The sequence below is a fragment of the Burkholderia lata genome, assembly GCF_000012945.1.
GTDB lineage: Bacteria > Pseudomonadota > Gammaproteobacteria > Burkholderiales > Burkholderiaceae > Burkholderia > Burkholderia lata.
The window spans coordinates 1924833-1946860 of record NC_007511.1; the positions used below are offsets into that span (position 1 = coordinate 1924833).

At 68.1% G+C, this 22028-nt stretch carries 19 protein-coding genes; 9 read left to right on the forward strand and 10 right to left on the reverse strand.

All coding sequences use genetic code 11. The features are described 5' to 3' along the window. The first annotated feature begins 94 nt into the window (after positions 1 to 94). From BCEP18194_RS31235 to BCEP18194_RS31245, 3 genes are all read left to right on the forward strand, one after another. A complete protein-coding gene (locus BCEP18194_RS31235) occupies positions 95 to 1027 on the forward strand; it encodes an AEC family transporter (protein WP_041493315.1) in 933 nt (310 codons plus the stop codon). A 129-nt stretch (positions 1028 to 1156) separates the two neighbouring features. Continuing rightward, a complete protein-coding gene (locus BCEP18194_RS31240) occupies positions 1157 to 2092 on the forward strand; it encodes a DMT family transporter (protein WP_011355297.1) in 936 nt (311 codons plus the stop codon). Between the two features lie 296 nt (positions 2093 to 2388). After that, positions 2389 to 2763 carry a COG4315 family predicted lipoprotein gene (locus tag BCEP18194_RS31245; protein WP_011355298.1) on the forward strand — a complete coding sequence of 125 codons (375 nt, stop codon included), beginning with the start codon at positions 2389 to 2391 and terminating at the stop codon, positions 2761 to 2763. A gap of 156 nt (positions 2764 to 2919) precedes the next feature. On the opposite strand, the gene BCEP18194_RS31250 is transcribed toward BCEP18194_RS31245, so the two are convergent. Beyond that, complete coding sequence (locus tag BCEP18194_RS31250) at positions 2920 to 4437, reverse strand: CoA-acylating methylmalonate-semialdehyde dehydrogenase (RefSeq protein ID WP_011355299.1); 1518 nt, start codon at positions 4435 to 4437, stop codon at positions 2920 to 2922. A gap of 49 nt (positions 4438 to 4486) precedes the next feature. Beyond that, the gene (locus BCEP18194_RS31255) at positions 4487 to 5842 is read right to left on the reverse strand and encodes an aspartate aminotransferase family protein (protein WP_011355300.1); all 1356 of its coding nucleotides are present in this window, start codon (positions 5840 to 5842) and stop codon (positions 4487 to 4489) included. A 105-nt stretch (positions 5843 to 5947) separates the two neighbouring features. On the opposite strand from BCEP18194_RS31255, the gene BCEP18194_RS31260 reads away from it, so the two are divergent. Further along, positions 5948 to 6898, forward strand: a complete 951-nt coding sequence (locus tag BCEP18194_RS31260; RefSeq protein WP_041493316.1) for a LysR family transcriptional regulator — start codon at positions 5948 to 5950, stop codon at positions 6896 to 6898. A 202-nt stretch (positions 6899 to 7100) separates the two neighbouring features. On the opposite strand, the gene BCEP18194_RS31265 is transcribed toward BCEP18194_RS31260, so the two are convergent. From BCEP18194_RS31265 to BCEP18194_RS31275, 3 genes are read right to left on the reverse strand one after another with little or no spacing between them, the layout of a single operon-like run. Beyond that, complete coding sequence (locus BCEP18194_RS31265; RefSeq protein ID WP_011355302.1) at positions 7101 to 8339, reverse strand: MFS transporter; 1239 nt, start codon at positions 8337 to 8339, stop codon at positions 7101 to 7103. Next, complete coding sequence (locus tag BCEP18194_RS31270) at positions 8336 to 8671, reverse strand: hypothetical protein (RefSeq protein WP_011355303.1); 336 nt, start codon at positions 8669 to 8671, stop codon at positions 8336 to 8338. Before BCEP18194_RS31270 ends, BCEP18194_RS31265 begins: the two co-directional genes overlap by 4 nt. A 37-nt stretch (positions 8672 to 8708) precedes the next feature. After that, a complete protein-coding gene (locus BCEP18194_RS31275) occupies positions 8709 to 9179 on the reverse strand; it encodes a MarR family winged helix-turn-helix transcriptional regulator (RefSeq protein WP_011355304.1) in 471 nt (156 codons plus the stop codon). A 170-nt stretch (positions 9180 to 9349) separates the two neighbouring features. On the opposite strand from BCEP18194_RS31275, the gene BCEP18194_RS31280 reads away from it, so the two are divergent. Continuing rightward, positions 9350 to 9841: a 2,4'-dihydroxyacetophenone dioxygenase family protein gene (locus tag BCEP18194_RS31280; RefSeq protein ID WP_011355305.1), complete on the forward strand. Its 492-nt coding sequence runs from the start codon at positions 9350 to 9352 to the stop codon at positions 9839 to 9841. Between the two features lie 99 nt (positions 9842 to 9940). Here the strand turns inward: BCEP18194_RS31280 and BCEP18194_RS31285 are convergent, their stop codons facing one another. Next, positions 9941 to 11092 carry an epoxide hydrolase family protein gene (locus tag BCEP18194_RS31285; RefSeq protein ID WP_011355306.1) on the reverse strand — a complete coding sequence of 384 codons (1152 nt, stop codon included), beginning with the start codon at positions 11090 to 11092 and terminating at the stop codon, positions 9941 to 9943. A 76-nt stretch (positions 11093 to 11168) separates the two neighbouring features. Next, a complete protein-coding gene (locus BCEP18194_RS31290) occupies positions 11169 to 12128 on the reverse strand; it encodes a GlxA family transcriptional regulator (RefSeq protein ID WP_011355307.1) in 960 nt (319 codons plus the stop codon). Positions 12129 to 12263: 135 nt separating this feature from the next. Between BCEP18194_RS31290 and BCEP18194_RS31295 the strand changes: the two genes are divergently transcribed. The 3 genes from BCEP18194_RS31295 (at position 12264) to BCEP18194_RS31305 (ending at position 15612) form a co-directional block, all read left to right on the forward strand. Next, positions 12264 to 13064 (forward strand): SDR family NAD(P)-dependent oxidoreductase, encoded by an 801-nt coding sequence (locus BCEP18194_RS31295; RefSeq protein ID WP_011355308.1) that lies wholly within the window; start codon positions 12264 to 12266, stop codon positions 13062 to 13064. A gap of 328 nt (positions 13065 to 13392) precedes the next feature. Beyond that, positions 13393 to 15213, forward strand: a complete 1821-nt coding sequence (locus BCEP18194_RS31300) for a sensor domain-containing diguanylate cyclase (protein WP_157687328.1) — start codon at positions 13393 to 13395, stop codon at positions 15211 to 15213. 102 nt (positions 15214 to 15315) lie between these two features. After that, entirely contained in the window at positions 15316 to 15612 is a 297-nt protein-coding gene (locus BCEP18194_RS31305) for a hypothetical protein (protein WP_011355310.1), read from the forward strand. Positions 15613 to 15638: 26 nt separating this feature from the next. Here the strand turns inward: BCEP18194_RS31305 and BCEP18194_RS31310 are convergent, their stop codons facing one another. From BCEP18194_RS31310 to BCEP18194_RS31320, 3 genes are all read right to left on the reverse strand, one after another. Further along, positions 15639 to 16979 carry an MFS transporter gene (locus tag BCEP18194_RS31310; protein ID WP_011355311.1) on the reverse strand — a complete coding sequence of 447 codons (1341 nt, stop codon included), beginning with the start codon at positions 16977 to 16979 and terminating at the stop codon, positions 15639 to 15641. Between the two features lie 87 nt (positions 16980 to 17066). Further along, the gene (locus BCEP18194_RS31315; RefSeq protein ID WP_011355312.1) at positions 17067 to 18416 is read right to left on the reverse strand and encodes an MFS transporter; all 1350 of its coding nucleotides are present in this window, start codon (positions 18414 to 18416) and stop codon (positions 17067 to 17069) included. A gap of 179 nt (positions 18417 to 18595) precedes the next feature. Then, positions 18596 to 19555, reverse strand: a complete 960-nt coding sequence (locus tag BCEP18194_RS31320; protein WP_011355313.1) for an MBL fold metallo-hydrolase — start codon at positions 19553 to 19555, stop codon at positions 18596 to 18598. 177 nt (positions 19556 to 19732) lie between these two features. Here BCEP18194_RS31320 and BCEP18194_RS31325 point away from each other — a divergent pair, with 177 nt between their 5' ends. Further along, positions 19733 to 21382: an IclR family transcriptional regulator gene (locus BCEP18194_RS31325; protein ID WP_011355314.1), complete on the forward strand. Its 1650-nt coding sequence runs from the start codon at positions 19733 to 19735 to the stop codon at positions 21380 to 21382. Positions 21383 to 22028: the final 646 nt, after the last annotated feature.

Below are 22028 nucleotides of genomic sequence, written 5' to 3' on the forward strand. Positions count from 1 at the left end.
CCGCCGGATGGATTCCCGCCTCGTTCCGTCGCTTTGCGTGCCAGCCGCTCGAGGCGGCCCGCACCGCCGGCACAGCTTGCGTGAAGGCACGCCGATGATCGGCCCGATCCTGCTCGCGCTGGCGCCGGTTGCGCTGCTGGTCGCGTTCGGCCACGGCCTGCGGCGCACGGGCTTCATCGCCGACGCGTTCTGGCCGCAGGCCGAGCGGCTGTGCTACTACGTGCTGCTGCCCGCGCTGTTCGCGGACGGCCTCGCGAACGCGCGGCTGCAATCGCTGCCGGTTTTACCGCTCGCGGCAGCGCTGGTCGGTTCGACCGCACTCGCCGCGGCGCTTCTTCTGCTGGTCCGCCGGTTCGTGCGGGTCGACGGCGCCGGCTTCACGTCGGTGTTCCAGGGCGCCGTGCGCTTCAACAACTATGTCGGCACCGCACTCGCGGCCGGCCTGTTCGGCGCAAAAGGCATCGCGCTCGCGGCCGTGTGCGTCGCGGCGATCGTCCCGACCGTCAACCTGATGTGCGTGCTCGTGTTCGCGCGCTACGGCGATACGCGGTTCGGCGCGGCGGCGCTCGCGCGCCAGATCCTGTCGAATCCGCTCGTCGTCGCGTGTGTGCTCGGGATCGCGATGCAGGCCGGCGGCGTCTCGTTCCCGGCGGCCGTCGAACCGGCCGTGCGCGCGCTCGGCGTCGCGTCGATGCCGCTCGGCCTGCTGTGCGTCGGCGCGGCGCTGAAATTCGATGCGGCGCGTGCGTGGCTGCAACCGGTGTGCGTCGCGTCGGCGTTCAAGTTCATGGCGATGCCGCTCATCACGTTCGCCGCCGGCCGCCTGTTCGGGCTCGGCGATGCGGCGCTGACGGTCGCGCTGCTGTTCCAGGCGCTGCCGACGTCGTCGGCGTCCTACATCATGGCGCGCCAGCTCGGCGGCGATGCGCCGCTGATGGCCGGCATCACCGCGTTCCAGACGATCGCTGCAGCGCTCGCGATGCCCGTCGTGCTGACCGCGCTCGCGTCGGCGCCGGTGTTTCGCTGACGACGCAACATCCGCCCCCATTCACCTGAATCCAGCCTGCCAGCCGGCCATCGCGCGATTCCGCATCGTCTGCCGTGCGCGGTCGAACACGCGTTGCCGCCACAGGCATTAATCGAGAAACGCCGTCGCATGAACGCTCCCGCCCCGCCTGCCGCCCTCGTCGCCACCCGGCCGCACGCGGCCATCTACGTGAAGCTCACGCTCGTCGCGCTGTTCTGGGGCGGCACGTTCATCGCGGGCCGGATCCTGGCCGCGTCGATGCCGGCGACCACCGCGGCCACCGGCCGCTTCGCGATCGCCGCGCTGCTGCTGGTCGTGCTGACGTGGAAGATCGAAGGCGGGCTGCCGAAACTGAGCAGCCGCCAGGTCGTGACGACCTTCGGGCTCGGCGCGACCGGCATCTTCCTGTACAACGTGTGCTTTTTCGCAGCGCTCGCGCGGATGCCGGCGGGGCGCACCGCGCTGTTCGTCGCGCTGAACCCGGTGGCCACCGCCGTGCTGCTGTCGATCGTCGTGCGCGGGGAACGCCTGTCGCTGTCGCGCTGGGCCGGCATTGCCGTCGCGCTGTTCGGCGCGCTGGTCGTGATCAGCCGAGGCGAATTGCTGCGCGTGCTGACCGATCTCGGCAACACGTTCGGCGCAGGCGAACGCTACATGCTCTGTGCGGTGCTGAGCTGGGCCGCCTATACGGTGATCGGCCGGCGCGCGCTCGACGGGCTGTCGCCGCTGGCGGCCACGACGTATGCGGCGCTGTGGGGCCTCGCGCTGCTGATCGTCGCGCACCTGGTCGGCTCGCCCGCCGGAAGCACCACGCCGCTGACGTGGCAGGCCATCGCGTCGATGCTCTACCTCGGTGCGGTCGGCACCGTGGTCGCGTTCGTCTGGTATTCGCAGGGCATCCGCGAACTCGGGCCGGCCCGCGCGGCCGTATTCACCAACCTGGTGCCCGTGTTCGGCGTGCTGCTGTCGGTTGCGCTGCTCGGCGAGCCGCTGTCGCCGTCGATGCTGGCCGGCGGGGCGCTCGTGATCGCGGGCGTCGCGCTGACCAATCGCGCGCGGCGCTGACGCATTGGCATGCGTACTTCGTACCAAGGGGACGGATGGCAAATCGCGGAGCCGGAGCATGATGGCAATCGCCGCGCCGTTGTGTAACGCCCACGCGCGGCCGATACGCCCCCGATGTTCTCGCAGCCCCGCCAAAAACCGCCTATCGTGAATGGAGCGCTCCGTTCGCCGCCATTCGACCCTGCGTCGCTCGCACCGGCGGCGACGGCACCGCGTTCCGGCACCATTCATCGCGATCCTGGCGCACGCTCGCCCGTGCACGATCGCGGCCGCCCACCGGATTACAGGAGGCCCTCATGAAAGCCGCGCTGCTCGTCAGCTCCGCCCTGCTCGTCATTGCATCCGCTTCGGCGTCGGCCCAAGGCTCGATCACGAAAGTCGAAAACGGTTCGCTCGTCGCCGCGAACGGGATGACCGTCTATACGTTCGACAAGGACAAGGCCAACGCCGGCACCAGCGCGTGCACGGGCCAGTGCGAATCCTTCTGGCCGCCGTACAAGGCCAGCGCGACCGACGTTCCGGTCGGGCCCTACACGATCGTCAAGCGCGAAGACGGCAGCCCGCAATGGGCCTACAAGGGCAAGCCGCTGTACTTCTTCTCGAAGGACATGAAGCAGGGCGACCGCAACGGCGACAACTTCAAGGACATGTGGCACGTGGTCGCGCCGTAAGCGTCATTCCGCCGTCTTCCGCGCGCGCCGCGCGGACGTCAAAAAGCCCGCGCGGATCATCGATCCGGGCGGGCCTTCTGCCGCTGGCGATCACGCCGGCCGCGTTGCATCGTCCGCCGTCAGGCGGGCGGACGACGCGCGCAGCCGAGTGGCGCGTCAGCGGTTCGACGGGAAGCTGAACACCGTCCCTTCGCGCACGCCAGCCGACGGCCAGCGCTGCGTGATCGTCTTGCGCTTTGTGTAAAAGCGCACGGCGTCCGGGCCGTACGCGTGCAGGTCGCCGAACAGTGAACGCTTCCAGCCGCCGAACGAGTGGTACGCAACCGGCACCGGCAGCGGCACGTTGATGCCGACCATGCCGATCTGGATGTTGTCGCCGAAGTAGCGTGCGGCCTCGCCGTCGCGCGTGAACAGGCACGTGCCGTTGCCGTACTCGTGCGCGTCGATCAGCGCCATCGCCTCGTCGAGCGACTTCAGCCGGATCACGCCGAGCACGGGCCCGAAGATCTCGTGCTGGTAGATCGGCATGCCGGGCTTCACGTTGTCGAACAGGCACGGGCCGAGGTAATAGCCGCCGTCGTGGCCGTCGACCTTCACGCTGCGGCCGTCGACGACGAGCGTCGCGCCCGCTTCCACACCGGCTTCGACGAAGCCCGTCACCTTCTCGAAATGCTGCTGCGTGACGAGCGGGCCCATGTCGACGCCCGCGCCGTTGCCCGGGCCGACCTTCATCTTCTCGATCTCGGCCTTCAAGCCTGCGACGACCTGGTCGCCCGTCTCGTCGCCGATCGCGACGACCAGCGGAATCGCCATGCAGCGCTCGCCGCACGAGCCGTATGCGGCGCCCATCAGCGCGTTCACCGCGTTGCCGATATCGGCGTCGGGCATCACGACCGCGAAGTTCTTCGCGCCGCCGAGCGCCTGCACGCGCTTGCCGTGCGCGCAGCCGGTCGAGTAGATGTATTCGGCGATCGGCGTCGAGCCGACGAAGCTCACGGCCTTCACGCGCGGGTCGGTCAGCAGCGTGTCGACCGCTTCCTTGTCGCCGTTCACGACGTTCAGCACGCCCGGCGGCAGGCCGGCTTCGAGCGCGAGCTCGGCCATGCGCAGCGTTGACGACGGCGTGCGCTCCGACGGCTTCAGCACGAACGTGTTGCCGCATGCGACGGCCATCGGCCACATCCACAGCGGCACCATCACCGGAAAGTTGAACGGCGTGATGCCGGCCGCGACGCCGAGCGCCTGGAACTCGCTCCACGAATCGATCGCGGGGCCGACGTTCTTGCTGTGCTCGCCCTTCAGCAGCTCAGGCACGTAGGTCGCGTATTCGACGTTCTCGATCCCGCGCTGCAGCTCGCCCATCGCATCGGCGAGCACCTTGCCGTGCTCGGCGGTGATCAGCGCGCACAGCTCGTCGGCGTGCTCCTCGAGCAGCGTCTTGAAGCGGCTCATCACGCGGGCGCGCTTCAGCGGCGGCGTATTGCGCCAGGCCGGGAACGCGGCCTGCGCGGACGCGATCGCGGCTTCGACGGTCAGCTTGTCGGCGAGCGCGACGCTCTTGTGCGATTCGCCGGTGGCCGGGTCGAACACCGGCTGGACGCGGCTGCCGCCGTCGACGCGCTTGCCGTCGATCAGGTGGCCGACGGTGGACGTCACATTGCTGTCGTGTTTCATGTATCTGACTCTTTCGTGAATTCGGTTATCGCTCAGGGCAAGCCGCGGCTCAGTCCACTTCGTTCAATGCGTCGGACAGCGCGTTGACCAGGTTGTCGATCTCACGCTTCTCCGAGATGAACGGGGGCGCCAGCTGAATCGTGTCGCCGCCGTAGCGCACGTAGAAACCCTTCGCCCAGCAGCGCATCGCGATCTCGTACGGGCGCCGTGCCGGCTCGCCCGGCAGCGCGGCGATCGTCAGGCCGGCAGCCAGCCCGTAGTTGCGGATGTCGGTGATATGGCGCTGGCCCTTCAGCCCGTGCACCGCAGCCTCGAAATGCGGCGCGAGATCGCGCACGCGGGCCACTGCGTCTTCCTTCACCAGCAGGTCGAGCGCCGCGACGCCGGCCGCGCATGCCACCGGGTGCGCCGAATACGTGTAGCCATGCGGGAACTCGAGCATGTACTCGGGGCCGCCCGCGGCCATGAACGTGTCGTAGATTTCCTTCGTCGCGATCACGCCGCCGAGCGGCTGCACGCCGTTCGTCACCTGCTTCGCGAAGTTCATGATGTCCGGCACCACGCCGAACGCGTCGGCGCCCGTCATTGCACCGGCACGGCCGAAGCCCGTGATGACTTCGTCGAAAATCAGCAGGATGTCGTGTGCGGTACAGATGTCGCGCAGGCGCTTCAGGTAACCCTTCGGCGGCACCACCACGCCCGCCGAACCGGAGAACGGCTCGACGATCACGGCGGCGATGTTCGATGCGTCGTGCAGCGCGATCAGCTCGAGCAGGCGGTCGGCCAGTTCGGCGCCGTGCTCGGGCATCCCGCGCGAGAACTTGTTTTCAGCCAGTTGCGTGTGCGGCAGGAAATCGGCGTCGAGGCCCTGGCCGAACAGCTTGCGGTTCGGCCCGATCCCGCCGACCGAGATGCCGCCGAAGTTCACACCGTGATAGCCCTTCTCGCGGCCGATCAGGCGCGTCTTCGTGCCCTTGCCCTTCGCGCGCCAGTAAGCGCGGGCCAGCTTCAGCGAGGTGTCGGCCGCTTCCGAGCCCGAGCCCGTGAAGAACACGTAGTCGAGGCCGGCCGGCGTCAGGTCCTTGATCTTGTTCGCGAGTTCGAACGATTTCGGATGGCCGAACTGGAACGCCGGCGCGTAGTCGAGCTGCGCGACCTGGCGGCTCACGGCTTCGACGATTTCCGTGCGGCCGTGACCGAGGCCCGTGCACCAGAGACCCGACAGGCCGTCGAAAATCTTGCGGCCTTCGCCATCCGTGTAGTACGCGCCCTTGCCCGACACGATCATGCGCGGATCGGCCTTGAACTGGCGGTTGGCCGTGAACGGCATCCAGTGCGCGTCGAGCCACGCGGCGTCGGTGCGGAGGTTTGTTTCGTCCTGCTGGGCGGTGGTGATGTCGGTCATGTCGGTCGGCGCGCGGCGCCCCTCCTCCTTATGTTGATATTGCGCATTGTCGGGAGGCCAATTAGTCTTTTGAATATCGCAATATCAATGTTCACTTGCACATTTATGCAAGCAAAGAAACCGAAGAGTCGCGCGCTGCTCGGGCAGCTCAGCGACATGGATCTCCGCCTGCTGCGGGTCTTCAAGGGCGTCGTGCAGTGCGGCGGGATGGCCGCGGCCGAACTGGAACTGAATATCGGCATCTCGACGATCAGCCGGCACGTGAAGGATCTGGAAACGCGCCTCGGCCTCGTGCTGTGCCGGCGCGGCCGCGCGGGCTTCACGCTGACGCCCGAAGGCCAGACGGTGTACGAGGAAACGTTGCGGCTGCTCGCGTCGATGGAAGCATTTCGCAGCAGGATAGACGGCATTCACGACCGGATGGGCGGCGAACTGCACATCGCGGTATTCGACAAGACGGCCACCAACGCAAACGCGCGGCTCGGCGACGCGATCCGCCAGTTCGCCGACGAAGCCCCCGACGTCGCGCTGAACCTGCATGTCGCGTCGATCAACGAGGTCGAGCGCGGGATCATCGACGGCAGCTATCAGGTCGGGATCATTCCCGCGCACCGCAACTCGGGCAGCCTCGTGTACTCGGAGCTGTTCGACGAACGGATGCTGCTCTACTGCGGCCGCCAGCATCCGCTCTACGATGCGCCGCACGGCAAGCTCACGTGGACGACGATCGGCCACCATGCGTTCGCGGGCCTCGGCTTCCATTCGCCGAACATGGAGCTGAGCCACCGCGCGAAGCTCACTCGCAGCGCGACCGCGTCGGACCAGGAGTCGATCGCCACGCTGATCCTGTCCGGCCGCTATCTTGGCTTCCTTCCCGACCATTACGCGGAAAGCTTTGAAAACAAGGGGCTGATGCAGCCGATCGCACCGCACCGGTTCAATTACCGGTGCCGGTTCGTGAGCCTGCTGCGGCGCTCGCCGCGGCCGTCGCGGGCCGCGCTGCTGTTCCAGACCTGTCTCGAAGCCGCGCATGCCGTGGCGCGGCCGGCGGCGTAACGACTGTCGTGGCTGGGTGGCTGGGTGGCTGGGTGGCTGGGTGGCTGGGTGGCTGGGTGGCTGGGTGGCTGGGTGGCTGGGTGGCTGGGTGGCTGGGTGGCTGGGTGGCTGAACGGCTGAACGGCTGAACGGCTGAACGGCTGAACGGCTGAACGGCTGAACGGCTGAACGGTCGGGCAGCCTACGCCGGCTTCACTGCTGGTCAAGCGCCGTCGCCCGTGCTCGACTGCGCGCGCATCTGCTTCATGAAATGCGTCGCGACCAGCGCCGCGGCAAAACCGGACATCGCGCCGACACCAAGCGTCCAGCGCGGGCCAAGATGATTCGCGACCCAGCCGGCCACCGGCGCGCCGATCGGCGTGCCGCCGAGCGCCACCGCGAGACGCAGCGCCATCACGCGCCCGCGCATCGCCGGCTCGGTCGACAGTTGCACGAGGCTGTTGGTCGAGTTCATGAAGGTGATCGCGGCGATCCCGGTCAGCACGAGCGCGGCGCCGAACAGCCAGTAGCCCGGCGCCAGCGCGGCGAGCGTACAGCCGAGCCCGAACAACGCCGCACCGATCCACAGATGCCGGAAACGCGGCCGGTCGCGACGCGCCGCGAGCAGCGCACCGGTAATCGTGCCGACGGCCATCATCGACGACAGCACGCCGAAGCCGCGCGCGTCGACATGAAACACGCTGGCCGCCATCGTCGAGATGAACAGCTGGAAATTGAGCCCGAACGTGCCGATCAGGAACAGCATCACGAGGATCGCTTTCAGGTCCGGGCGCTGCCACACGTAACGGAACCCATCGAGCAGGCTGCCGCGCGTGCGGTCGGCCCGCGCGTGCGCACGCAGTTCGTCGGCACGCAGCATCGACAGCGACGCCAGCACCGCGACGAAGCTGAGCCCGTTGAGCAGGAACGCCCAACCCGTGCCGACCGACGCGATGATGAAGCCGGCCGCCGCCGGCCCGATCATCCGCGCCGCGTTGAACGACGTCGAGTTGAGCGCGACGGCATTCGCCAGCTCCCGATCGGCGACCAGTTCCGCGACGAACGTCTGCCGCACCGGCGCATCGAACGCCGACGCGCAGCCGAACAGGAACGCGAACAGATACACGTGCCACAGTTGCGCGACGCCGGTCACCGTCAGCAGCCCCAGCAACAGCGCGAGCCCGCCCATCAGCGTCTGCGTCGCCATCAGCAGCTTGCGCTGGTCGAAACGGTCGGCCGCGTACCCCGTCCACGGCAGCAGCAAAAGCTGCGGGCCGAACTGCAGCGACATCACGATGCCGACGGCCGACGCGTCGTGATGCGTGAGCTGCGTGAGGACGAGCCAGTCCTGCGCGGTACGCTGGATCCACGTGCCGATGTTCGACACGAGCGAGCCGATCGCCCACACGCGATAGTTGAAGCTGCGAAGCGAGCGGAAGACACCCGCCGCCGGCACGCTCATGGCCGCTCCCTTTCGGGCTCGTTGCCGCCGTGCAGGTCGCCGAAGTGCCGCGCGAGGAACAGGCCGAGCGCGAGGATGCCGAGGCCGAACGCCGCCGCGTCGGACGTGATCCGGACGTCGAAATCGCCAACCCGGCACACCAGCACATAGGCCACCACGAGGTTCGCGACTCCCCACAAGACATTCACCGTGGACGACGACAAGCCGCGCCCGGGCGGATTCGCGAACGGGGTCTGGAACGGCTCGCCGCGCAACCCGCTGACGAGATGCGGCACGACGTTCGCGAGAAACGCGCCGCCGAAGAAATACGACACGAGATGCGGGAGGTTCATGTTCAGGCTGTCCTTTCGGCAAACGGGGCGAGTCAGATTACGGACGCGGCGGTTCCTGGAATTCGGCAAGCCGCTGCAGCAGCTTCACGGCCGACGCGAGCTCGGCCTGCTCGGCCTCCGACAGTTGCGCGTGAAGCGCGCGGAACAGCCAGTCGTCCTTGGCCGCGCGGTTGGCCTGCAGCACCTTGCGGAAACCGGATGTGAGCGCGATCAGCGTCTGCCGGCCGTCGGAGGGATCGGGCTCGCCGCTGACGGCGCCCAGCGTCTCGAGCGTCGCGACCGTCACGCGCATCGACTGCGGCCGCACGCTTTCGGCGCGTGCGAGCGCCGACACGGTCGCGGGGCCGTCGCGGTCGAGCCGCAACAGCACCGACTTCTGCGATGACGTGAGGTCGTTCGGGTGGATCTGCTCCCGCATCCGCCGCATCAGCTTGCCGACCGAGATGCGGAGGTCGCCGGCAAGGCCGGCCAGCGGGAGCGCTTCGGACGAAGGCAATGGCGTGTTCATAAATTCAAGATAGCAGATAGACAGTCAAACTGTACAGTTTAGCTGCATATTTCAAGCTGTAAGGATCGCCTCTGCGCATGCGCGCGAGAACCAACGCGAAACGTCCTGTTCGGCTGCACGAGCCGGCTCTGCGATAATGCGGGCTCCCCATTTCCGCTCCGCCTCCCGCCATGACGCAGCCGTCCGCCCCGCTCTCCACCGACCTGCCGCCGATCTCGTGCCTGCCTGGCGAAGCGCTGCCGTGGCTGCCGATGAGCGCCGACCTGCCGGGGCTGGAAATCAAGTACCTGCACATCAATGCGGCCGAGGACACGCTGACCGCGCTGCTGAAGATGCCGGCCGGCGGCACGCTGCCGCGCCACCGTCACGACGGCGAGGTGTTCGTCCATACGCTGCAGGGTGCGTGGCGCTACCGCGAATACGACTGGGTGGCGCACGCCGGCTCGACGGTGCTCGAACCGGCCGGCTCGGTGCATACGCCGGAAACGCTCGGCGCGCCGGGCGAGGACGTGATCACGCTCAACGTGATGCGCGGCGATCTCGTGCTGCTCGACGACGACGGCCGCGAAGCCGCACGCGAGAACTGCCGCGTCGCGCTGCTGCGCCAGCGCAAGCACGCGCGCACGGCGCCGGACGACGCCGCGCCGTTCGTCACGCGGTAACGCGGGCGACAGCGTCGCGTCACGATCCGCGCGGCGTTCGTGCGCTCTATCGCCTGGATGGCCACCGGTGCACTGCACCCGCTTCGCCGGCCGACCGGCTCATGACCGAAACCGCCGGAAAAATCGCCGAATATCGCTGGCCAGCAGATCCGGCTCTTCCATCGCCGCGAAATGGCCGCCGCTCGGCATGTCGGTCCATTGCACGACGTCGAACACGCGTTCGAGCCAGCTGCGCGGCGGACGGCTGATTTCCTTCGGAAAGCGCGCGAACGCGACGGGCGCCGTCACGCGTTGCCCGGCCGCGAAGCGCATGGGCTGCAGCCGGTTTTCCCAATACATCTGCATTGAAGAGCCGATACAGCCGGTGAACCAGTAGAGCGAGATTCCGGTCAGCAGCGCATCGTGCGAAAACCGCCGTGCGACGTCGCCGTCGCAATCGCTCCACGCACGGAATTTCTCGGCGATCCATGCGGCCAGGCCGGCCGGCGAATCGTTGAGCGCGACGGCCAGCGTCTGCGGCTTCGTCATGTGCACATGCGCGTATCCACCTTCCAGCGCGGCCCACTCGCCGCGCTGCGTCACGAAGGCCCGTTCGTCCTCGGTCAGCGGCAAAGCCGCGTCCGTCGGCGGCTCGTAGCTGCCGGGCAGGTAGTTCAAATGGATCCCGTCCACCCGGTCGGCATGGCGCGCGCCGAGCGCAATCGACACACCTGCGCCGAGATCGCCGCCCTGTGCGCCGAAGCGTCGATAGCCGAGACCGGACATCAACGCCACCCAGCGGTCGGCGACCTGAAATGCCGACGTGCCGGGCGCAGTTGGCGCGGGCGAGAACAGGAAGCCCGGCAGTGACGGTACGACGACATCGAACGCGTCGTCAGGATTGCCGCCGAATGCCGCCGGATCGCAGAGACGATCGATCAGCGCGTGGAATTCGAACACGGAGCCGGGCCAGCCGTGCGTGATGACGAGCGGATAAGGTTTCGGTCCCGCCCCACGCCGATGGATGAAATGCACGCGCTGGCCATCGGCATCCGCGACGAACTGCGGCAACCGGTTCAGCGCACGCTCCACCGCACGCCAGTCGAAGCGTTCGGCCCAATACCCGTTCAGTTCACGCAGCCACGCGCCGTCCATACCCTGCTGCCACGGCTCGGCGGGCGTGAGCATCGGCGGACGACGGTCGCGCAGGCGCCGACGCAGGTCATCCAGCGCGTGATCGGGTATCGCAATGTCGAACGGCTCGGCGTGCATGGTGTCTCCTCGCAAAGGATGCCGGAAATTCTGCGCGATTTTTCCGACTCGCGCTGGCGTCTCGCGCCCACGGGCGTCAGCCTGTTTCCCGCTCGTCCGTGCGTGCGTCGCGCCGCATCGCCTGCGGCGGTACGCCGAACCCGCGCACGAACGCCTCTCGCATGTGCCGGCGATCGCGAAAGCCGTTTTCCTTCGCGATCACGTCGAGCGAATGGCGGCTCTGCTCGATCATCAGCCGCGCGGATTCGAGCCGCAGCCGCTCGATCGCCTTCGCGGGCGACTGCCCCGTTTCGAGCGTGAACACGCGGCTGAACTGGCGCGGGCTCAGATGGACGGCTTCGGCGAGATCCTCGACGGTCAGCGCGCGGCCGAGATGCTGCCGAGCGTAGTTCAGCGCGTTCTGGATCCGGTCGGATTTCGGCGCGAGCTCCAGCATTTCCGAATGCTGCGACTGGCCGCCGGCCCGCCGCTGGTGCATCACGAGCTTGTGCGCGACCGAGCGTGCGGCATCGGCGCCGAGATCCTTTTCGACCATCGCGAGCGCGAGGTCGAGACCGGCCGTCATCCCGGCCGACGTCCAGATCGGGCCATCGACGATGTAGATCCGGTCTTCCTCGACGCGGATCTCCGGGTAGTTCCGTTGCATGTCGCGGCCATACGCCCAGTGCGTCGTTGCGCGGCGCTGCGCGAGCAGCCCGGCCTCGGCCAGCACGAATGCGCCGGTGCAGATGCCGGCGATCCGTCGCGCGCGGGCATGGCTGCGGCGCAGGAACGTGACGACGTCGGCCGGTGCCGGCGAAGCGATCGGATCGTTGACGCCCGCGACGATCCACGTATCGACGGCGATCCGCCCGCGCAGCGCGTGCGTGGCCACCGGCAGGCCGAGCGACGAGCGCACGTCGCCGCCGTCGACCGAATAGTTGTCCATCACGTAGAACGGCTTGCTCATGCCCATGTTCGCGTACTCGAACACCGATTGCGCGGCGAGCGCCATGATCTGGAAGCCGTCGCTGATCAGAAAACCGATGCGGTGCATGTGCGCTCTCCTGTCCCGGTCGAGTGGGTCGCCCGATGTCCTGAATCATACCCATCTACGTCATTTGTGTCGCAGCGATTCGAGACCAGAATGGCTTCACGCCATCCGGCCATTTCCCTCGAAACGGAGCACATCATGACGCAAGCACATCGCGGTACCGCCCTCATTACCGGCGCCTCGTCGGGCATCGGCGCCGTCTACGCCGACCGCCTCGCACGCCGCGGCTACGACCTGATCCTGGTCGCACGCAACCGAGACCGCCTGGTCGCCCTCGCCGAGCGCATCACGAACGAGACCCGGCGCAGCGTCGAGATCATCGGCGCCGATCTCAACGACCGGGCGGCACTCGCCACCGTCGAGGCCAAGCTGAAGCAGGATGCGAGCATCACGCTGCTCGTGAACAACGCGGGCATCGGCACGCACGCGCCGCTGCTCGACAGCGACGTCGACGCGATGACGCGGATGATCGACCTCAACGTGACCGCGCTCACACGCCTCACCTATGCGGCGGTGCCCGGCTTCGTCGCCCGCGGCCGCGGCTCGGTGATCAACATTTCGTCGATCGTCGCGATCTCGCCGGAAACGCTGAACGGCGTGTACGGCGGCAGCAAGGCGTTCGTGCTCGCGTTCAGCCAGTCGCTGCATCACGAGCTCGCCGGCAAGGGCGTGCAGGTGCAGGCGGTGCTGCCCGGCGCGACCGCCACCGACTTCTGGCAGACGGGCGGCCTGCCGCTCGAACATCTGCCGAAGGAAATCGTGATGTCGGCGAACGACATGGTCGACGCGGCGCTGGTCGGCTTCGATCGCGGCGAACTCGTGACGATCCCGTCGCTGCACGCGGGTGACGAATGGACTGCCTACGAGGCCGCGCGCCGCACGATGGCGCCGCACCTGTCGGCCGACACGCCTGCGCCGCGCTACGCGACCGCAGGCTGAGCACGCGGCATCCCGCAACGTCGAAGGCAGCAAGCACGTCGAACCCGGGATGTGCTGCGGAATGCGGTGATGCGTGGCGAAACGCCCGCAATCATCCGAGGTTCCGCGGCACGTTTCCGGGCAGATGCCGATCGGTGGATTCGTCTGCGGGAACACCGCACCGGATTCTTTCCCGGTCGGCATAAATGTCGCATCCCGACAGACGATTCCGGTTCGCTTGCCACGCATTCCGCGCAACAGTAAGCTCTGCGATTGCAGTCCCCAAGCGACCTCGTTCGACCGGTATTCGTCCGATCACGAGGGCAATCGTCCGTTGCGGAATTCGACCATGCGGGTCCGTATGTTCATCACCGAGACCGGCGACGCGCCGGCCTCCGCACGCGGTTCGGCCGACCGTCAGCCCGCGCTCCCACCCCTGCCGGAACTGGGCACCGTCTGCCGTGTCGCGCGTGCGCATTTCGGCGCCGCCGGCGCGTTCATTGCTCGCGCCGACGCCGATGCGCAACGCGTGCTGGCCGCCGACGGCGAACTGCCCGATCGGCTTCCCGATCAACTTCCCGCCGAGGTCTTGCTACCCCACGTCGAGCCGACGCCGGCCGCCGATTCGCGGTTCGCCCCGCGTCGCGCGGACACCAACCGGCAACGCGACGACGGCCCGCCTCATGCGCTGCGGATCGTCGCGGCCTGCGAACTGGCCGCGCCCGACGGCGCGACGCTCGGCACGCTGTGCGTCGTCGACGATAAAACCCCGGCGCTCGACGCCACGCAGCGCGCACTCCTGCGCGACCTCGCCACGCTTGCCGCAAGCGCACTTGCCCGCGCGATCGAAACTGTGACCTTGCGCGAACGGCTCGGCATCGTCGAGGAACACAGTACGCTGACCACGCTCGCACTGACCGAAAGCGGCACCGGCGTGTGGGATCGCAACGTGGAAACCGGCGAGATCCATTACTCGCCGGCCTGGAAGGCGATGCTCGGCTACGCGCCGCACGAGCTCAGCACCCGGATCGAGGACGCATACGAACGGCTACATCCGGACGACATCGCCGACGTGAAGGCCGCGATGCTCGCGCACTTCGAGCGCCGCAGCGACTATTACGCGGTCGAGCACCGCATCCGCTGCAAGGACGGCTCGTACAAATGGATCTGCAGCCGCGGCAAGGTGATCGACCGCGACGCCAACGGCCGTGCGCTCCGGATGGTCGGGACGACCACGGACATCACCGCGCTGCGCGAGCTCGCCGCGCGATTGCGCGACTCGGCCGCGCTCGTCACGGATCTCACCGACCAGGTTCCCGGGCTCGTGTTCCAGCTTCGGCAGGCGCCCGACGGACGCCGCTTCTTTTCCTACGCGAGCGCGGGTGTCAGCGACATCTACGAACTGACGCCCGAGCAGATCGCCCGCAGCGCGGAGGCGGTCGAGACGCGAATCCATCCGGCCGACCTGGTCGCCTATCGGCTGTCGCTGCACGACTCGTCGGTACGGCTGACACCGTGGCGGCTCGAATATCGCGTGCTGCTGCCCGGCCAGGGCCTGCGCTGGCGTGAAGGCGATGCGCGCCCGCAGCGCACGGCCGACGGCGGCACCGTGTGGCACGGCTTCATCACCGACGCGACCGACCGCAAGCACATCGAGGCCGAACTGCACCGGATGGCGACCACCGACCACCTGACGCAGCTGTCGAACCGCCATGCGTTCATGCGGCAAAGCGAAGCCGCGCTGCGCGCCGTGCGCACGACCGGCCAGGCTGCCGCGGTGCTGATGCTCGATCTCGATCACTTCAAGGCGCTGAACGACCGCTGGGGCCACCCGGTCGGCGACCGCGCGCTCCGGCATTTTGCGCGGCTGCTGCTCGCGGAAACCGGGCCGGACGGCATCGTCGGCCGGGTCGGCGGCGAGGAATTCGCGATCGTGCTGCCAGGTGCCGATCTCGACCGCGCGCTGGCCTTCGCGCAGCGCGTGCAGCAACGCGCGATGCAGGCGCGGCTCACGCACGAGGACCAGCCGGTCACGCTGACCGTCAGCATCGGCATCGACGCGATGCGGGCGTCGGACTTCGGCGCATACCAGCCGCTGTCGCGCGCCGACAAGGCGCTCTATCTCGCGAAGGAGCGTGGCCGCAACCGGATCGAGGTGTATCGGGCGTAGCCGACGCGGTTTCGGCCAGGCGACGGCCGCCCCCGTTGCGCGACCTATTCGGGACGGATCGTGTAGGCTGGCGCCCCTGCCCCTACCCACCCCGACTTGTTCATGGACAATGCCAAACGAACCGCGCGAATCGCGTCAGGTCTTCTCTTCGTCGCGCTCATCGAGCTGCTGGCGCTGCTGTTCGGCTACGGGTTCGCCAGTTCGATGGACGATCCGTACATGGGCATTCGCGTGCTCATCACCGCGCTCTTCTGGGCGGCCGGTCTGTCGGTCATCGGCGTCATCGCGGCGATCGCCTGCCTGTCGATCGACCTGCAGGCGCGCGGCGGCGTGATCTACGGCGCGCTGGTGCTGCACGGCCTGATCGTCCTGCCCGGGCTGTTTCTGTACTTCCACTGAACTGAACCGCACCGCCGCCGCCCGCATCACGCCGATTCCGCACGCGGCACTGCCCGCACGCCCAGCAGCATCGCAACCGCGCACGCGGCCAGCAGCGCCGCGATCATCAGCATCGCCGGGTCCATGCTGCCGGTTCTCGTGCGGATCAGCCCGACGAGCCACGGCGTGATCATGCCGCTCGACACGCCGATGCTGCTGATCAGCGCGATCCCGCCCGCCGCACCCGCGCCGGAGAAATACGCGGACGGCACGGCCCAGAACACCGGATGCGCCGCGAAGATCAGCATCGCCGCCACCGACAGCAGCGCCATCATCGCGACGATGCTCGGCAGGTGCAGCGTCAGCAGCGCGAGCGCCACCGCGCCGCCGAACGCGCATGCCGCGAAGTGCCAGCGCCGTTCGCGCTTGCGGTCGGAGCGCCGCGCAATCGCGATCAGGCCGGCCGCGCCGATCGCATTCGGCACGACCGACAACAGGCTGATCTGCACGACATCGTGAATGCCGAATTCGCGGATCATCAGCGGCATCCAGAACAGCAGCATCAGGAGCGCGGTGGTCAGCGAGAAATAGATGAACGCGAACACGTAGGTGCGCGGTTCGGCCAGCACCTGCCGCAGCGAATGCGGCGCCGGCGTATCGGCACCGGCACGGTCGGCGGCCAGGTCGGCCGCGAGCCGCTGGCGGTCGGCGTCGGACAGCCAGTTCGCCTGCTCGGGACGATCGCACAGCCAGAACCACGCAATCACGCCGAGCAGGATCGCGGGCGCGCCTTCGATCGCGAACATCCATTGCCAGCCGTGCAGCCCGAGCACGCCCGACATCCCGCGCATCAGCCAGCCCGACAGCAGCCCGCCGACCATCCCGGCCACCGCGACGCCCGCGTAGAAGATCGACAGCACCGACGCGCGTCGCCGCGCCGGATACCAGTACGTCAGGTAGAACACCACGCCCGGAAAGAACCCGGCCTCGAACAGCCCGAGCAGGAAGCGCAGCGCGTAGAAATGCTTCGCGCTGTCGACGGTGATCATCGCGACCGACACCGCGCCCCACAGGAACATGATCCGCGCAAACGTGCGGCGCGCGCCGAAGCGGCGCAGCAGCGCGTTGCTCGGCACCTCGAACAGCACGTAGCCGACGAAGAACAGCACCGCGCCGAGGCTGTACATCGCGTCGGTCAGGCCGAGGTCCTGCCGCATCTGCAACTGCGCGAAGCCGATGTTGCTGCGATCGAGGATCGACACGATGTAGCAGATGAACAGGAACGGCACGATCCGCGCGCCGATGCGGCGGTACAGCGCGTCGTCGTCCGTTGATGCGGCACCGGACGCGACCGCACGTGCGGCGTCCGCTTGAAGAGGGGCTGACATCGATCGTCTCCTCGATGGATTCGGATACGGGGCCCATACGTCGCGCCGGTCGCCGCCGCCCGCGAGCAGCGACCGGCCGTTGCTTGCCTAGTCGCGTGGCGCGCCTTCGCCTTTCACGCCGAGCATCAGCGCGACGCCGCTCGCCACCAGCAGCGCGGCCAGCAGATACACGGCGAGATCCATGCTGCCGGTACGCGTGCGGATCATCCCGATCACCCACGGGCTGACGATGCCGCTCGTGATCCCGATGCTGCTGATCAGCGCGATCCCGGCCGCGGCCGCATTGCCCGACAGGTAGCGGGTCGGCACGGCCCAGAAGATCGGCAGCGCGGCGAAGATCAGCGTCGCCGCGATCGACAGGCACGCGAGCATCGCCGCGAAGCTGTGCAGGTGCAGCGTCAGCGCCGCGAGCGCGAGCCCGCCGCCGATCGTGCAGCACGCGAAGTGCTTGCGCCGCTCGCCGGTGCGGTCCGACCGGCGCGCGATCAGGATCAGCCCCACCGCGCCGACCGCGTTCGGCACGACCGTGTACAGGCTCACGGCCACGACGTCGGTCACGCCGAAGTCGCGGATCATCAGCGGCATCCAGAAATTGAGCGTCAGCGACGCGCAAGTCAGCGAGAAATAGATGAACGCGAACAGGTACACGCGCGGGTTCGCGAGCGCCGCCATGAGGCTGCGCCCGTCATGCGCGTTGCCGTGGCCGCGGCCATCGGCGCACAGCGCGGCGACCCGCGCCTTCTCATCGGACGTGAGCCACGTGGCGTCCTGCGGCCGGTCGACCAGCAACGTGAACGCGGCGAATGCGAGCAGGATCGCCGGTGCGCCTTCGATCGCGAACATCCACTGCCAGCCGTGCATCCCGAGCACGCCGCTCATGTCGCGCATGATCCAGCCCGACATCAGGCCGCCGAGCACGCCGGCCACCGCGACGCCCGCGAAGAACACCGAGATCGCGGCCGCGCGCCGGTTCGCGGGGAACCAGTAGGTCAGGTACAGCACGATGCCGGGAAAGAAGCCCGCTTCGAACACGCCGAGCAGGAAGCGCAGCACGTAGAAATGCGACGGCTGCGACACGAACATCATCCCGGTCGACGCGATGCCCCACAGCAGCATGATCCGCGTGAAGGTGCGGCGCGCGCCGAACCGCGCGAGCAGCAGGTTGCTCGGCACTTCGCAGAACACGTAGCCGACGTAGAACACCGCGGCGCCGAGGCCGTACATCGCGTCGCTGAAGCCGAGATCGTGCTTCATCTGCAACTGCGCGAAGCCGATGTTGATGCGGTCGAGGAACGAGATGACGTAGCAGAGGAACAGGAACGGCACGATCCGCCACGCGATCTTGCGGAACAGCAGCGCGTCGTCCGTGGCGGCCGATGCGGAAGCCGAAGCGCTCGCGTGCGCGAGCGTCGCTTCGGCGGGAAGCGATTGGGGCATGTCTCTCTCCAAACAGGTTGCGCGATTCGAGCGCGCAGCCGTCTCCCAGGACGTACGTGCGCCCTGCTTTCTTGTGAGATCGGGTACGGCGGACGGAAAGACGGCAGGAAGCCGTGGCCAGTCGCCGCTTCAGAAAAAAGGCGGAGCGCCCTGCCGGACACTCCGCCTGTGCAAGCCGCTCAGTCCTGCAGCGCGGCCCACATTTCCTTGTCGCGCTGCGCGGTCCAGATGCGCGGATGCGTGATGCCGCTCGCTTCGTCGAATGCACGCGACACGTCGAACGGCAGGCAGTGCTCGTAGATGAACACGTGGCCGAACTTCGGATCCATCGCTTCGCGCGTGAGCGCCATCGACGCCTTCAGGTCGAGCTGCTGCTCGACGGCCTTGCGCCCCTGTGCGAGCAGCGTCGTGACGAAATCCTTCGTGTAGTCGAGGCCCTTGTTCACGTCGGCCGGGTTCAGCAGCGCGGGGCCGCGGCCCGGCACGAGCTTCTCGGCGCCGAGCGCGCGCAGCGCCTCGAGCGTCGCCGGCCATTGTTCGAGCTGGGCGTCGCCGCAGTAGCATGCAGCGTCGTATTCGACGAGGTCGCCCGAGAACAGCACCTTCTGCGACGGGATCCAGACGATCGTGTCGCCCTTCGTGTGGCCCGAGCCAACGTGCATGATTTTCACTTCGAGCTTGCCGAGGAACAGCGTGATCTCGCGCTCGAACACGAGCGTCGGCCAGGTCAGGCCGGGCACCGTCTCGACACCGGCGAACAGGCGCGGAAAGCGCTCGATCTCCGACTTCATGTCGGCCTCGCCGCGCTCGACGATCATCTCGTACGTGCCGCGGCTCGCGATCACGTGTTGCGCGCCTTCGTCGAAATACGCGGACGCGCCGAGCACGCGCACCGCGTGGTAGTGCGACAGCACGACGTGCTTGATCGGCTTGTCGGTCACGCTGCGGATCTTCTCGATCAGGTCCTGCGCCATCGCGGGCGTCGCGGTCGTGTCGACGATCAGCACGCTGTCGTCGCCGATGATCACGCCCGAGTTCGGGTCGCCTTCGGCGGTGTATGCGTACGCGTTCTCGGACAGCTTCGTCCAGGTGACTTTCTTCTCTTCCAGATCGGCTTGGGAGGCGAATGCTTTGGCCATGTTGCGTTCCGTGGCTGCGAGCCATGTGTTGAGGGGAGTGAGCGGATCATCTTCCTGCGTCGAATATTTGTCAATGACAAAGTCGCTTGCTATTGTTTAATACGGGTAAACCTGCGGGCTGGCGCGATAAATGGCGTCGGATACCATGCGGGGTTTCGTCAACGGAAGAATCATCGCGTGCAGAACCACGAAGTCAGCGCAGACGACGCGCCGCCCAAGGCGCAGCGCGGGATCCAGAGTGTCGAGGTCGGCGGCCGGCTGCTCGACGCGCTCGCGCGCCGGCGCAAGCCGCTCGGCCTGTCCGAGCTGGCCGCGGCGGCCGACCTGTCGACCGCGCAGGCGCACACCTATCTCGTCAGCCTGACGCGGCTTGCGCTCGTGAAGCGCGATGCGATCACCGGCAATTACGAGCCGGGCCCGTTGTCGCTGCGGCTCGGGCTGATGTCGATCGAGCGCCAGCCGGCCTACCGTGCGGCGCTGCCGCACGCGGCGCGGCTCGCGGAAGCGGTCGGCCTGAGCGTTGCGCTGTCGGTGCCGGGCGCGCTCGGGCCGACGATCGTGCGCATCGAGCACGGCGGCTATCCGCTGCACGTGAACCTGCACGTCGGCTCGGTGATGTCGCTCGACACGACGGCCACCGGCCGCGTGTTCCGCGCGTTCGGCGATCCCGCGCAACTCGACGCGATGGCGGCCAGCCAGGCCGGCGCGGGCGCCACGCTCGCGGGCGCCGAACAGCCCGTGCCGGACGCCGGTGTGCCGCGGGCGGAACTCGATGCGATCCGCGCACGCGGTATCGAACGCGGCGTCGACCTGCCGAGCCCCGGCGTCAGCGCGATGTGCGTGCCGGTGTTCGACGCGGAGGGCACGCTGCAGCTCGCGTTGACGGTGATCGGTTCGACGGGCTCGATCGACGTCGACTGGGACGGCCCGATCGCGGCGGCATTGCGCGACGCGGCACGGCAGGCCACCGCATCGCTCGGCGCGGCGCACGACGCCCCGCCGCCCGCGTCCGGCCCGGCCCCGGCCACCCCGCGCGTGCCGCCCGCGCTGGCCGACGATGCGAAGGCGCAGCGCGGCATCAATGCGCTCGACAGCACTGGCGAACTGCTGCTCGCGCTGGTGTCGGCGGGCCGCGCGCTGCCGCTGCGCGATCTCGCGACGGCCGCCGGCATGCCGGCCGCGAAGGCCTTTCCGCATCTCGTCAGCCTGCAGAAGATCGGCCTGCTGAGCCGGGACGACGCCGGCTGCTTCGGCGGCGGCCCGCTCGGGCAAGCGCTCGGCCTGATCGCGATGCAGCGCGTGTCGCCGACGCGCGACGCGGAAGCCGAGATCGTCGCGCTGGCGGGCGCGACCGACATGAGCGTGGCAGCCGCGACGCTCGGGCCGCTCGGCCCGACCGTGATCCGCCTCGAGGAATCGGCGCGGCCGCAGCACGTGAGCCTGCAGGTCGGCACGGTGATGTCGCTCGTCAATACGGCGATCGGACGGATCTTCGCGGCCGGCATGTCCGACGACGTGCTGGCCGACCTGCTCTCGGACGAACCGGTTCGCCTCGCGGGTAACGCCGCCGCGCCGGCCGACGACGCCTTCCGCGCGCGGCTTGCGACGATCCGTACGGACGAACTCGATTTCGCGTTCGATGCGCCGGTGCCCGGCATCGGGACGGTTGCCGCGCCCGTGTTCGATCACACCGGCAGCATCCGGCTCGTGATCGCGATCATCGGCTCGTCGCGCGGGTTCCCGCGCGGGCCGGACAGCGACCTCGCGCACGCGTTGCTCGCCGCGACGCGGCGGCTGTCGTGGCGGTTCGGGTGGATCGGCCGGTAAGCCGCAGTCCGCCGCTTCCGCCATCCTCCCTCCCGCTCGAATCCCCTCTTCTGTTTTGTGCGGGGCCCTGCAGGCGCGGCCTCGTCATGCCTGCACGCCACGTACGGGCAGCCGATATTCATGTTGCGAAGCAGCAACATAAATTGTCAGTAATTCTCATATAACGAAATCGCATTTCACAAAGCGGAGGCGTTTCGCTATGATTAGGGTTATCCCTAACTCGCCACCTATATGGGGCTTCGTCATGCAAACGTCCAATGTCTCCGACCGTTCCACCGAATCTGCTGGTTGGCTCGCACGTGTGAGCGACCTGATTGCAGAAGCTTGGGCACTCCACCTCGAGAACTGCGAAGTCATCGCTGAAGCACACGCCCGCCTGCCGCACTGAACGGAACGGCCGGCCGCCAGCCGGCCGTCCGCACGTTGCCCTGCCTGATCCGCTTGCCCGGACGCGCGCCATGAGGTCGCGGCGTCGGGCAACGGCCAGCCAGGCAAATACGTGGAAACAGGCGGCGGTTGTCCCGGTTGAATGCGCTCCCGGTGTCGGGAACGCGTTGAAGTCGCGTTAAAGCCGATACCGGCGCCGATCCGCATCGGCGCGGTTTTGTCTGACGGTTGCCCGGTGGACAGCCGTTATCGCGCCGGC